Origin of the sequence: Pseudomonas fontis (assembly GCF_028656955.1) — a bacterium.
Classification (GTDB): domain Bacteria; phylum Pseudomonadota; class Gammaproteobacteria; order Pseudomonadales; family Pseudomonadaceae; genus Aquipseudomonas; species Aquipseudomonas fontis.
The window spans coordinates 1-10,988 of the sequence record NZ_JAMDGY010000042.1; the positions used below are offsets into that span (position 1 = coordinate 1).

9 protein-coding genes are annotated in these 10,988 nt (G+C 59.6%); 5 read left to right on the forward strand and 4 right to left on the reverse strand.

Annotation, left to right across the window (positions count from 1 at the left end; all coding sequences use genetic code 11):
• Positions 1–87: 87 nt before the first annotated feature.
• Together M5G11_RS15115 and M5G11_RS15120 are read right to left on the reverse strand one after the other, a co-directional pair.
• A complete protein-coding gene (locus tag M5G11_RS15115) occupies positions 88–2,253 on the reverse strand; it encodes a methyl-accepting chemotaxis protein (protein WP_273912359.1) in 2,166 nt (721 codons plus the stop codon).
• A gap of 269 nt (positions 2,254–2,522) precedes the next feature.
• A complete protein-coding gene (locus tag M5G11_RS15120; RefSeq protein WP_273912358.1) occupies positions 2,523–3,461 on the reverse strand; it encodes a LysR substrate-binding domain-containing protein in 939 nt (312 codons plus the stop codon).
• Positions 3,462–3,590: 129 nt separating this feature from the next.
• Here M5G11_RS15120 and M5G11_RS15125 point away from each other — a divergent pair, with 129 nt between their 5' ends.
• The 4 genes from M5G11_RS15125 (at position 3,591) to M5G11_RS15140 (ending at position 8,585) form a co-directional block, all read left to right on the forward strand.
• The gene (locus M5G11_RS15125) at positions 3,591–4,988 is read left to right on the forward strand and encodes an MFS transporter (RefSeq protein ID WP_273912357.1); all 1,398 of its coding nucleotides are present in this window, start codon (positions 3,591–3,593) and stop codon (positions 4,986–4,988) included.
• Positions 4,985–5,608: a glutathione S-transferase family protein gene (locus tag M5G11_RS15130; RefSeq protein ID WP_273912356.1), complete on the forward strand. Its 624-nt coding sequence runs from the start codon at positions 4,985–4,987 to the stop codon at positions 5,606–5,608. The genes M5G11_RS15125 and M5G11_RS15130 overlap by 4 nt, the downstream gene beginning before the upstream one ends.
• 14 nt (positions 5,609–5,622) lie before the next feature.
• Positions 5,623–6,651, forward strand: a complete 1,029-nt coding sequence (locus M5G11_RS15135) for an LLM class oxidoreductase (protein WP_273912355.1) — start codon at positions 5,623–5,625, stop codon at positions 6,649–6,651.
• 1,247 nt (positions 6,652–7,898) lie between these two features.
• On the forward strand, positions 7,899–8,585 hold the full coding sequence (locus M5G11_RS15140) for a spermidine synthase (protein WP_273912354.1): 687 nt from the start codon (positions 7,899–7,901) through the stop codon (positions 8,583–8,585).
• A 91-nt stretch (positions 8,586–8,676) separates the two neighbouring features.
• On the opposite strand, the gene M5G11_RS15145 is transcribed toward M5G11_RS15140, so the two are convergent.
• The gene (locus M5G11_RS15145) at positions 8,677–9,213 is read right to left on the reverse strand and encodes a P-loop NTPase family protein (protein ID WP_273912353.1); all 537 of its coding nucleotides are present in this window, start codon (positions 9,211–9,213) and stop codon (positions 8,677–8,679) included.
• Between the two features lie 606 nt (positions 9,214–9,819).
• On the opposite strand from M5G11_RS15145, the gene M5G11_RS15150 reads away from it, so the two are divergent.
• Positions 9,820–10,062, forward strand: a complete 243-nt coding sequence (locus tag M5G11_RS15150; RefSeq protein ID WP_273912352.1) for a hypothetical protein — start codon at positions 9,820–9,822, stop codon at positions 10,060–10,062.
• Positions 10,063–10,291: 229 nt separating this feature from the next.
• On the opposite strand, the gene M5G11_RS15155 is transcribed toward M5G11_RS15150, so the two are convergent.
• On the reverse strand, positions 10,292–10,988 hold a 697-nt coding region (locus M5G11_RS15155), incomplete at its 5' end, for a hypothetical protein (protein ID WP_273925307.1).

Consider the following 10,988-nt stretch of genomic DNA (forward strand, 5'->3'; position numbering starts at 1 on the left):
AGTTCAGGCCGGCTCCCACAAGAGCTGATTGCACCGCATGACTCTGTGGGAGCCGGCCTTGCCGGCGATGAGGCCCCGTAACCCAGATCAGGCCACCACCCGTTCCCGGCTCAACGTGGTCACCTCAAACTGTCCCACCAACTTCTGCAGCTTGTTGGCATTGACCTTCACCGTTTCGGCGCTGTTCTGCAGCACCGCCACGGTCTGGTGCATCTCGGTGGACGACTGATTGACCTTCTTGATCGTCAGCCCGTAATCCAGGCTGCGCTTGTTCAACTGCTGGATGATCGCGAACATGCTTTCTACCGCCTGATGCAGCTGCACATTCTCCGACGATGCATCCTCTGCCAGGCGCAGGCTGTTATCGACATCCTTCACGCCGGCCTCCATGAAACTCACGGCTTTTTGCGTTTCGTTCTGCAGGCCTTCAACCATCTGCTGAATATCCCCGGCCGCGCGCGAGGTGCGCGAGGCCAGGCTGCGCACTTCATCCGCCACCACTGCAAACCCGCGCCCATGTTCCCCGGCGCGAGCCGCCTCGATGGCCGCGTTCAGTGCCAGCAAGTTGGTTTGGTTGGTGATATCGCTGATCAGCCCGGTGATATTGCCGATCTGGGTCATCCGGCTGTCGAGCAGTTGCACGCTTGAAGTCGAGCGTTCCACCACATCGCGGATGGACTGCGTGCCTGCCTGCACCGTGTGGAACTGCTCGCGGGCCTGGGTTACCACTTCGTCCATCGCCTGTTTCATCTGCTCGGCGCTGACAGAGGCCTGCTGGATCTCGCCCAGTTGGTCTTCAGCGATCACCATCATGTGGTGCATCGCCTCGGCCACTTCGCTTGAAGTGGTGCTGGCTTGCTGGCTGCGCCCGAGCATCATCTGGTTGGTGGTGCCGACGTTGCGGCTGGCCTTCACGACCTGGCCGACCACCGAGTCCAGCCGGTCGATAAAGCTGTTGATCCAGCGACCCATGTCGCCGGTTTCGTCGTTGGCCAGGGTGCTGCTGTCCAGGCGCTGGCGCAGGTTGCCTTCGCCCTCGGCAATGGTGCGCAGCACATCGGTCATGCCGTTCAGCCGGGCGGCCAGGCGCTTGGGCCCCAGCACACTGAACAGCAGCGTGGCGCAGAGCAGGCTAAGGGCACTTACGGCGTCGTTCAAACCTTGGGTGAGGCCGGCGTAGTGCTGCACCAGCAAGTTGCAGGCAAACAGCGCGGCCATGATCGCGATGTAGGGTTTCATCAGGCCGTAGCTGAGCGAGCGGCGGCGGTAGACCTCTTCCAGGTCGGCTTCACACATCATGCCCCAGCGGTCTGGCGAACCTTGCAGCTGGAAGGTCACGCCTTTGCCGACCACGGGAATGTGCCGGTAGTCCGAGTAGCCGGGGTAGGTCACGAACAGGTTGGCGCCGCGGCGAATGGTTTCGCGCACGCCGGGGTGCAGTTGCCCGGTGGCGGGGTCGGTGAAGCGCAGTTCCAGTTCGGTGTGGCGGTGGATCTGCACGGTGCTCCAGGGGGTGTGCACGCCGCTTTTGAGGTTTTCCCCGTGGGTGAAGGTGCCGTCTTCGAAGCGTGAGCGTGACAAGGCGGTGCCTGGCTTGATCGCCGGGTCGAAGCGCGATTGCGCCATGAACAGGTAGTTGTCGCCGGACTCGGCATAGATATGCCCGGCTTCGCGCTGGATAAGGTCGCCCAGCACATCGTTGGGCACGCGGCCGCAGAGGCAGCCGACGGCTTTGCCGCCAACCTTGAGCGGGTGGTAGAACATCAGCGTCACTTCATCGTGAAAGCGTGACGATGACGGGCCGATTTGCAGGGTCAGCGGGTCGCTGTAGGGGCCGTGGAGAAAGGGCGCTTTCAGGCCTTGCGCCAGGGCTGCGGTGTGTTCGAGGCGTTGCTTGGGGCGTTGCGGCCAGGTTGAAGCGAGCAGGGTGCCGGTGTTGTCGACGATGAACAGCTCGGAGAAGTCCTCGGCCTGGCTGAGCGTGTCCAGCAGCGTGGAGTTGTCGAGTTGGGTGAGGTCTGCGGCGAGGTGATCGGCCAGTTCGGCCAGGTGCTCCCATTGCTCGCGGGCCCAGTTGTGCAGCAGCTGCACGCGGGTGTGGGCGATGGCTTCGAAGGTTTGTTCGAGCACTGGGTAGGCTGATTGGTTGAGCCGGCAGGCCCAACCCATGGCGAATTTCCCGGTTTTGCCGAACCAGGGGAGCCAGCGCTTTTCGGCAGCGGACAACGGCATGGAATGACTAGAAAGCGACATTTATATCCCCAGCTGCGACAGAGCGATGGCTAAGTGATAGCAATTTGTACGCCAAGTCGTATGCAAGCTAACGATTGTGGCGATGGCGGGGTGGGTGATGCCGGGATGTGGGGGGGAATGTGCACGCGTGTGGTGCGGGGGCTGTCACGTGCACGAATAACGCGCACAGGCAGCATTTTGTAGCCGCTGCCGTCAGGCTGCGCTGGAGTCCGTCAGGGCTCCCAAAGGCCGCGCCTGCGATGCAGGCGAGCGCAGCCTTACGGCAGCGGCTACACCTGCGATGAGGCCGGTATTGCAGGCGAGTTTGCAAAGCAAGAGCGAAGCGTACCCTGTGCTTCTTCCATGACCCACTCCACAAACGCTTTCACCTCGTCGCGTTGCATCGCATCCGCTCGGGTCACCACGTAATAGGCAAATCGAGCAGGCCAAGGCTTATCCAGCACTTGCACCAGGCGGCCCGCAGCAATCTCCTCCCTGGCATATTCCACAGGCACCAAGGCGAGCCCCTGGCCTGCCTCCGCTGCGCGAATCAGCAGGAAGTCATCTTCAAAAGCGCTGCCACGCTCGGCGCGAGGGTCCTTGGCAACACCATGCGCGGTGAGCCACAAGGACCAGTCCGCACGCTCAGAATCGTGCAACAGTGGGTAATCGAGGCAATCCTGCGGCTGGGCAATCGCGCTGCTGGCGGCCACAAGCGCGGGGCTGGCCACCGGCACCAACACCGGCGCCATCAAGCGCGTGACCTGCAAGTTGGGATAAACCCCAAGCCCATGCCGCAACGCCACGTCGACGCGATCCCGGCGCAGGTCCGCGACGTTGGAAGTCGCCTCTACGCGCACTTCGATATGCGGGTATCGCAGGTTGAATCGGCCCAGGCGCGGCACCAGCCAGGAAGCCGCGAAGGTGGCAACGGTACTCACTGTCAGGGTTTGCCGGGCCTTGATCTGTTCCAGCGACAGCAACGTCTCCTGAATCCGCTCGAACGCCTCAAGCAAGGCGGGATGAACGCCGGCCCCGGCCTCGGTAAGCCGCAAACCGCTTCGCTCCCGCGTGAACAGCGCCATGCCTACCCGATCTTCCAACAGCCGAATCTGTTGGCTCACCGCACCTGATGTGACGCTCAGTGCCTGGGCGGCCGCCTTGATACTGCCGTGCTGGCCAACCTCAACGAAGGTGCGCAACGCAAGATAGGGCAGGGAAGTTGCCATTAGGTTTAGTTTTCCTAAATTCAGCGACTAAAAATGATCGTTTCCACTGAATCGTCGCGAGTCTGATGATGAATGCTGTTTAGCAAAGTTAAACAACATTAGCAAAACTATATCAATCAGGAAGCCCATATGAATCACCCTCGCTGGCGGCTCTGCCTCATATTGTTATGCACGGCTCAATTCGTCGCACTGCTCGACTTTTCCATCACCATGATCCCTTTGCCGCAGATTCAGGAAAGCCTGGGCTTCAGCCCTGGCGCCTTGCAGTGGGTCATCAACGCCTACGGTGTCGCCATAGCAGGCTTCCTGCTGTTGGGCGGGCGCGCCGCCGACATGTTTGGCCGCCGGCGTGTGTTCCTGACCGGGGTGGTGATCTTTACCCTTGGCTCGCTGCTTGGTGGTTTCTCGCAGACCCCGGCCATGCTGATTGCCACCCGGGCCATGCAAGGTTTTGGCGCTGCCTTGTTTTCACCTGCGGCGTTTTCACTGCTGCTGGCACTGTTCCCTGATCAGGCCTCGCGCAATCGAGCGTTGGGTGCCTGGACGGCGGTGGCGGCGAGCGGGTTCGTCGCAGGGCTGATCCTCGGTGGCATCATCACCGACATCCTGGGGTGGCGTTGGGTGCTGTGGATCAACGTGCCCATCGGTTTGCTGGTGATCGCCCTGGCAGGCTACCTGCCGGTGAGCCAGCGTGATGCCGCGATAGCCGCAGGACGGCTGGACATAGGGGGCGCGGTTCTGGTTGCTGCGGGCGCCGCCACGCTGGTGTTCGCGTTTGCCAACAGCGAGCATGTTGGCCTGGCGTCTCCCGTCACCTATGGATTGATTGCCTTGGCCATGGGGCTGTTTGGCTTGTTTGTCTGGGTCGAAAGCAAGGTTGCCTACCCGTTGATTCCCCTTGCGGTGTTCAGGCGGCGCATGACGGGCGGCGCGAACCTGGTATCGCTGCTCGCGAACACGGCGCTGGGGCCGACGTTTGTCGTCGTTGCGTTGTATATGCAGGAAATCCTCAGCTTTACCGCCACCCAGACGGGCTTGGGGCTGTTGCCGATGGCGATTGCGTTCACCCTCTCCAGCGCCTGGGCAGGGCCGGCGTTGATTGCCCGAATAGACACCAAGCCGGTCATTTTGTACGGCATGACCGTGTTCATTGCCGGCCTCGCACTGCTGGGCATGTCGCTGGCAGTGGATGCGTCCTGGGCCGCCTCCATACTCCCCGGCACGTTGTTGGCGGGCATTGGTTACGGCATCGCGTTCCCGGCGTGGACGGTGGCCGGTGTCGAAGGCGTTGACGAAGTCGATCACGGGTTGGCCGGAGGCATGCTGACCACCACCCAGGAAGTCGGTTCTGCGGTTGGCCTGGCCGTGGGGGTCGCCGTGAGCATTGCGGTGCTGGCCGCAGGCGGAAGTTCGGTGCAAGGCTTCAGCTATGCAATTTTGGTGTCTGCGGGCATGGTCGTGCTCGGTGTTGCCTGTGCTGCGCTCATCCTGCCGGGCAGGGCCCACCAGCTGGAGCTTGCACGATGATCACGCTCTATACCGACAGTTCACCCAACGGTTTCAAGATCACTATCGCGCTGGAAGAGTTGGGCCTGCCGTACGTGTTGCGCCACGTCAAAATCGATCAGGACGAGAACAAGCAGCCCGAGTTTTTGCGCCTGAACCCGCATGGGCGTATCCCCGTGCTGGTGGACGACGACAACGGCATCACGCTGTTCGAGTCTGCCGCCATCCTGCTGTATCTGGCAGACAAGACGGGCCGGCTGTTGCCCTTAGCTCCCAACGCGCGCTGGGAGGCCATCCAGTGGCTGATGTTTCATGCGGCGAGCGTTGGGCCAATCATGGGCCAGCGTGTTCATTTCGAGTTGTTTGCCGCTGACAGGAATCTGCAGGCTGTTGCTCGTTACCGTCGATTGACCAATGAAGCCTTTGCCACGCTGGACAGTCGTTTGGCCGGGCATCCCTACCTGGCGGGGGAGGCGTATTCGATTGCCGATATTGCCCAATTTGGCTGGACCCATATCGCGCGCATCATCGGCTTCGACTTCAGTCAGCATCATCACTTGAGTGCCTGGCACGAGCGGGTTGCGGCGAGGCCGGCGGTGCAGCGCGGCATCGTCATTCCAGCCCCCGCCCTTGGCGCTTGAACCGGGAAATGACAATGAACGCGATAAATCATCTAGTCGGCAAATCGTCTCAAGCGTTTGCCAACCATCCGGGCTATCGACGCATGTTCGCGCCCGATGAGCTGACGCTGGGAATTTTTTTGCCTTTGCGCTTCTATAGCGGCGACATGGACGTGTTGGCCGGGCAGGCAGAGGTGGTACGGGATATCGATCGTCATGGTTTTGCTGCGGTTTGGGTAAGGGATGTGCCGTTGTTTGATCCTGGGTTCGGGGATGCGGGGCAGGTGTTTGACCCGTTCACTTACTTGGCGTTTCTAGCCGCGCAAACCAGGACGATTGCGCTGGCGACCGGCAGTGCGATTTTTTCGCTGCGCCATCCCATTGATTTGGCCAAGGCCTCGGCGACGATCGACCAGCTTTCGGGGGGGCGTCTGGTCTTGGGCATTGCTTCGGGGGACCGGCCCGTTGAGTTTCCAGCTTATGGTTTGGAACACGCTGAGCGTGGCGAGCGGTTTGCGCAGACGGTGGCGTATTTTCGCCAACTTGTGAGTGGCAAGACGGCCATCATCGACTCGCCATTGGGGCGCATCGCGGGTGCCGAGTTCTTGCCCAAGCCTGTAGCGGGGTCCATCCCGTTGATGGTGACCGGGTCGTCCAGGCAGTCGCTGGAGTGGATTGGCGAGCAAGCGGATGGCTGGCTGACGTTCCCTGAAGCCACCCACACCCGTGAGGGGCCGGAGCGTTTGGCGGAGAAAATTCGGGCCTGGCGCAGGCTGATTCCAGACGGCGGGTTCCGGCCGCATATGACCAATGAATGGATCGACCTCGTGGACGATTGCGACCACCCTCGCACTCCGTTACGGGGTGGTTATGTGCTGCGCACCGGGCGCAAAGGGTTGATCGAGCTGCTGGGCGAATGGCGAGATGCGGGGGTGAATCATGCGGCGCTGGGTATCCAGTTCTCACAGCGACCTGTTGCAGAGGTTGTGCAAGAGCTGGCGGAGGAAGTGCTGCCGCATTTTCCGTCGCATGAGGGGCCTGCTGACGTCAAGGTACGATGGTGAGGATCATTAGGTAGTGCCTGATTGGCTGCCTGAACCATCATCGCCGGCAAGGCCGGCTCCCACCCCAATCCTCAGCGGCTACGATATTTATGGCCTGCAGCGATAACTGTGGGAGCTGGCCTTGCCAGCGATGCGAGGCAAAGCCTTGCTAATGGGTTGCCTGAACTACCATCGCCGGCAAGACCGGCTCCCACCCCAATCCTCAGCGGCCAGGATATTTATGGCCTGCACCGATAACTGTGGGAGCTGGCTTTGCCAGCGATGCAAGGCAAAGCCATTGCTAATGGGTTGCCTGAACCACCATCGCCGGCAAGGCCGGCTCCCACCCCAATCCTCAGCGGCCAGGATATTTATGACCTGCACCGATAACTGTGGGAGCTGGCCTTGCCAGCGATGCAAGGCAAAGCCTTGCTAATGGGTTGCCTGAACCACCATCGCCGGCAAGACCGGCTCCCACCCCAATCCTCAGCGGCTACGATATTTATGGCCTGCACCGATAACTGTGGGAGCTGGCCTTGCCAGCGATGCGAGGCAAAGCCTTGCTAATGGGTTGTCTGAACTACCATCGCCGGCAAGACCGGCTCCCACCCCAATCCTCAGCGGCCAGGATATTTATGGCCTGCACCGATAGCTGTGGGAGCTGGCCTTGCCAGCGATGCGAGGCAAAGCCTTGCTAATGGGTTGCCTGAACTACCATCGCCGGCAAGACCGGCTCCCACCCCAATCCTCAGCAGCCAGGATATTTATGGCCTGCAGCGATAACTGTGGGAGCTGGCTTTGCCAGCGATGCGAGGCAAAGCCTTGCTAATGGGTTGTCTGAATCATCATCGCCGGCAAGGCCGGCTCCCACCCAATCCTCAGCGGCCAGGATATTTATGGCCTGCAGCGATAACTGTGGGAGCTGGCCTTGCCAGCGATGCAAGGCAAAGCCTTGCTAATGGGTTGCCTGAACCACCATCGCCGGCAAGGCCGGCTCTCACAGTAACCTCACAGACCCTGAAAATTCCGTAGCCGCTGCCGTCAGGCTGCGCTCGCCTGCAACGCAGGCGCCTGTTAGCAACAGGTGGCGGCTCCATTTCTCTCCAGAAGCACCACAAATCGGCCAGGACCAGTCATTCGAGGCATGCGCAAAAGCAGAGCCGATTCACTTATCAAGAGCGCTGCCAACACAATGACCGTTAGAATGGTGCCCTTCATCAATGGCTCCGTTGCCCTTGTAGCTCTATTACTTTCTCGATGAGTTCCCCATGAAACGTTTCGTTCTGCTCGACACTGCCCCGATCCCTGAAAACGGCGGAGCCCTGTGCCTGTTCGAGTACGGCGAAGACTTCGTGATCAAGATCCAGGGTGGTGATGGTGGGCAGTTGATGAACACCCGCATGCACGGCTCCGAAGACGCCCTGGCCGAGATCCCCTGCCGCAAGGTGGCCGGCCGGCCCAATTCCCGGGTACTGATCGGCGGCCTGGGCATGGGTTTCACCCTGGGATCGGCGCTCAAGCATTTGGGCAAGACCGCCGAGGTGGTGGTCGCCGAACTGGTGCCGGGCGTGGTCGAGTGGAATCGAGGGCCGCTGGGGGAGAAGGCTGGGCGCCCGCTGCTCGACCCTCGCACGGTGATCCGCATGGAAGATGTGGCCAAGGTGCTGCAAGCCGAACCGCAAGGCTTTGACGCGATCATGCTCGACGTCGACAACGGGCCTGAAGGTCTCACCCAGAAGACCAACAGCTGGCTGTATTCCGCCGGTGGCCTGAGCGCCTGCGCCAAGGCCCTGCGCCCCAAAGGCGTGCTGGCTGTGTGGTCGGCCAGCGCGGACCGGCAGTTTTCCGACAAATTGAAGAAGGCCGGTTTCAAGGCTGAAGAAGTGCAGGTGTTCGCCCACGGCAACAAAGGCACGCGGCACACCATCTGGATTGCCGAAAAACTCAAGGGCTAAGCCTCTACCGGCTGAGAAGGTCCCTGGTTCTGCACCTAAAGCGGATGTGCCAGTTTTGCCGTGAGCCCAGCTGGCGAAGTTCGCCATTCATCTATTCAAGGCAGGTTTGAGGTGTCGCGGGCAAGCTGTCTAGAAATGCGCCAATCTGCCGCTTGCAGCGCAAGTGCACGGTAGGAATCCGCGGGGCAATGGCCTGACGCACCGCCTCGATACCTGGGCGGTAGCCGCGATCGAAATTCCATACGAAGTTCAGGAAGGTCAGGAATGCCCGGTCGAGCTTCTCAGTACAACCTGCTGGAAGGTCCGCGCGAGGGCGGTTCATTACGCTGCGCGTGACTACCCGGGTGAAACAGGTGAGTCGCGGCGTATCGAGCCAGATGATCAGGTCGGCACGGGGCAGGCGCAGGTCGAATGTGCGCCGGGCATAGTTGCCTTCACAGATCCAGGCATCGGCTGCGATCGCTTCGCTGACGCGTGCGCGAAACTGCTCGGCGTCGGGCTCGATCCAGCCGGGCTCCCAAAACAGAGTGTCCAGATGCACCACGGGCAGCCCCAGTTGCTTGCCCAAGGCGCGGGCCAGGGTAGATTTGCCGCTACCGGCATTGCCCAGAATTACGATGCGTTGCATGAGGACGTCCTGTCGCGCGAAAAGCCGGCAGTTGTGCGGGTTTTGGCCGGTCAGTTAAAGGTTTTGCCAATTGGTTGACTGAGCCACCAGGGATCGAACTGCGCCGCTGAAACTGTGGGAGCTGGCCTTGCCAGCGATCAAGTGCGCAGCACTTGCCGGGCAAGCAATATCTATCCGGGTGCCAGTACGGGCCATATCGCCGGCAACCTCACAGGCTCTGAAAATTCCGTAGCCGCTGCCGTCAGGCTGCGCTCGCCTGCAACGCAGGCGCATGTACCCTGCGACCACTCAAAAACCCGAAACACCACGCAACGCCTTCTGTGGCTGAAGCCTTGCCCCGGTAGGTCAATCCGGCTAACCTTTCGCGGTCGCTGCAAATTCAGCGGCACGGGTTTGGTAGCCCGTCACTCCATGGCGTACACGCGCCTCATCCAAATCAGCTGGCGCTTTTTTTGTGCCTGTTGTTTTGTGTTATGGCGGCTGTGCGCAGGGCGCACTCGTGCGCGCTGGGTTCCTGGAGTCCCGGTCTACCAACCTGTGTACAGTCGCCACCCAATCGTTTGGTAGCGATAGGTGGCGGCTCCATTTCTCTCCAGGAGCACCACAATGAAAAAAATCGTTCCCGGCCCACCTGTTCTCAAAGTCCACAAAGACCTGTCTGCCGCAGAAGCGACAACGCACGCCTGCGAACATCTGGTGTCCGCATTGAAAGTGACGTTAATGGCGACCAAAGCGCCTAAATCCGAAACGAAAAAACTGCTGTTCTCGGCTAAGCATCAGGTCGAGGTGGTGAGTATGTTGTTGGATGTGGCGATGGGAGTGTCGTTGGAGGGTAGGGCGGCGCACTGACTGGGTTGTTGAGTCGTGTGGAGTTGCGTTCTGCTGTCGTTGGTTTCGAAGAGCTGAAGCTGCCTTTGGAAGGCAGCTTTCGGCCAGAAGCTGGCGTTAGCTTCGGCTGAGTGTTTTGTCAGCGAGAGGCTGTACAGTTATCCATAAACGCATCAGCACTGTTCCACCACGAATGGCAGCAACTGCTCTGACGTATACTTGGACGTAGCTTATGCAGTTAAGTGGCTATTCATTCCCTGGCGTTTTCATGAGGATTTTCTGGGCCAAAGTTTCCGGTTATTTTCCAAACAGTAGATTGGTGCTCTTCAAATTTCCCACCCAAATCTAAACCAGTACCCTTTATCGTTGCCTTGAAGCCAGCATTCAAGCCGTAATCATCCGAGTACGTCAGTGACAGATTAAAATTCTTTAATCCGTTGTTTACGCGAGCGATAGCAACAGCCTGCCAAAGGGATTCATGAGGATACCAAGTCAAGTCATCAGGAACTGACGGAGCGTCATGTCCTGTGAGTTTTGCATCAAAAAGTACTGCACTATTCTCTGCGCAATTTTTCTTAACACCAGCTGACACAGAATCTTGACTTGGAATTGTAATGCCGAGGCCTGCTGAAAATTCTTGATCCCAGCCACTGACATGTTCAACTTTTATTTCATTTGCGCCAAGGCTCGATAGAAGAGTTATCACTTCTGCAAATTTATGCTCGAAAGCCTGACGGTGAAAGGAGCTGGCGGTGTAATACACCAGAGGATTTGCGGGATGCTGAGCGTAAACAACATTTTCTCGCGGATGGCCCGGCGAGAATATAAGATTAAGTTTTTTTGATTCCGAATGGCTCAGAGTGATTAGATTAGCTCCTTTGTCCAGAGCATCCATTATTGTCTTTATGATCTCTGCGGCTTGCTTTCCGGGGACTGTCAGATTTTTT

Bases quoted from the DNA above. Each gene is read 5' to 3' on its own strand.
- M5G11_RS15115 (WP_273912359.1), bottom strand. From the start codon at position 2,253: ATGTCGCTTTCTAGTCATTCCATGCCGTTGTCCGCTGCCGAAAAGCGC.
- M5G11_RS15120 (WP_273912358.1), bottom strand. From the start codon at position 3,461: ATGGCAACTTCCCTGCCCTATCTTGCGTTGCGCACCTTCGTTGAGGTT.
- M5G11_RS15125 (WP_273912357.1), top strand. From the start codon at position 3,591: ATGAATCACCCTCGCTGGCGGCTCTGCCTCATATTGTTATGCACGGCT.
- M5G11_RS15130 (WP_273912356.1), top strand. From the start codon at position 4,985: ATGATCACGCTCTATACCGACAGTTCACCCAACGGTTTCAAGATCACT.
- M5G11_RS15135 (WP_273912355.1), top strand. From the start codon at position 5,623: ATGAACGCGATAAATCATCTAGTCGGCAAATCGTCTCAAGCGTTTGCC.
- M5G11_RS15140 (WP_273912354.1), top strand. From the start codon at position 7,899: ATGAAACGTTTCGTTCTGCTCGACACTGCCCCGATCCCTGAAAACGGC.
- M5G11_RS15145 (WP_273912353.1), bottom strand. From the start codon at position 9,213: ATGCAACGCATCGTAATTCTGGGCAATGCCGGTAGCGGCAAATCTACC.
- M5G11_RS15150 (WP_273912352.1), top strand. From the start codon at position 9,820: ATGAAAAAAATCGTTCCCGGCCCACCTGTTCTCAAAGTCCACAAAGAC.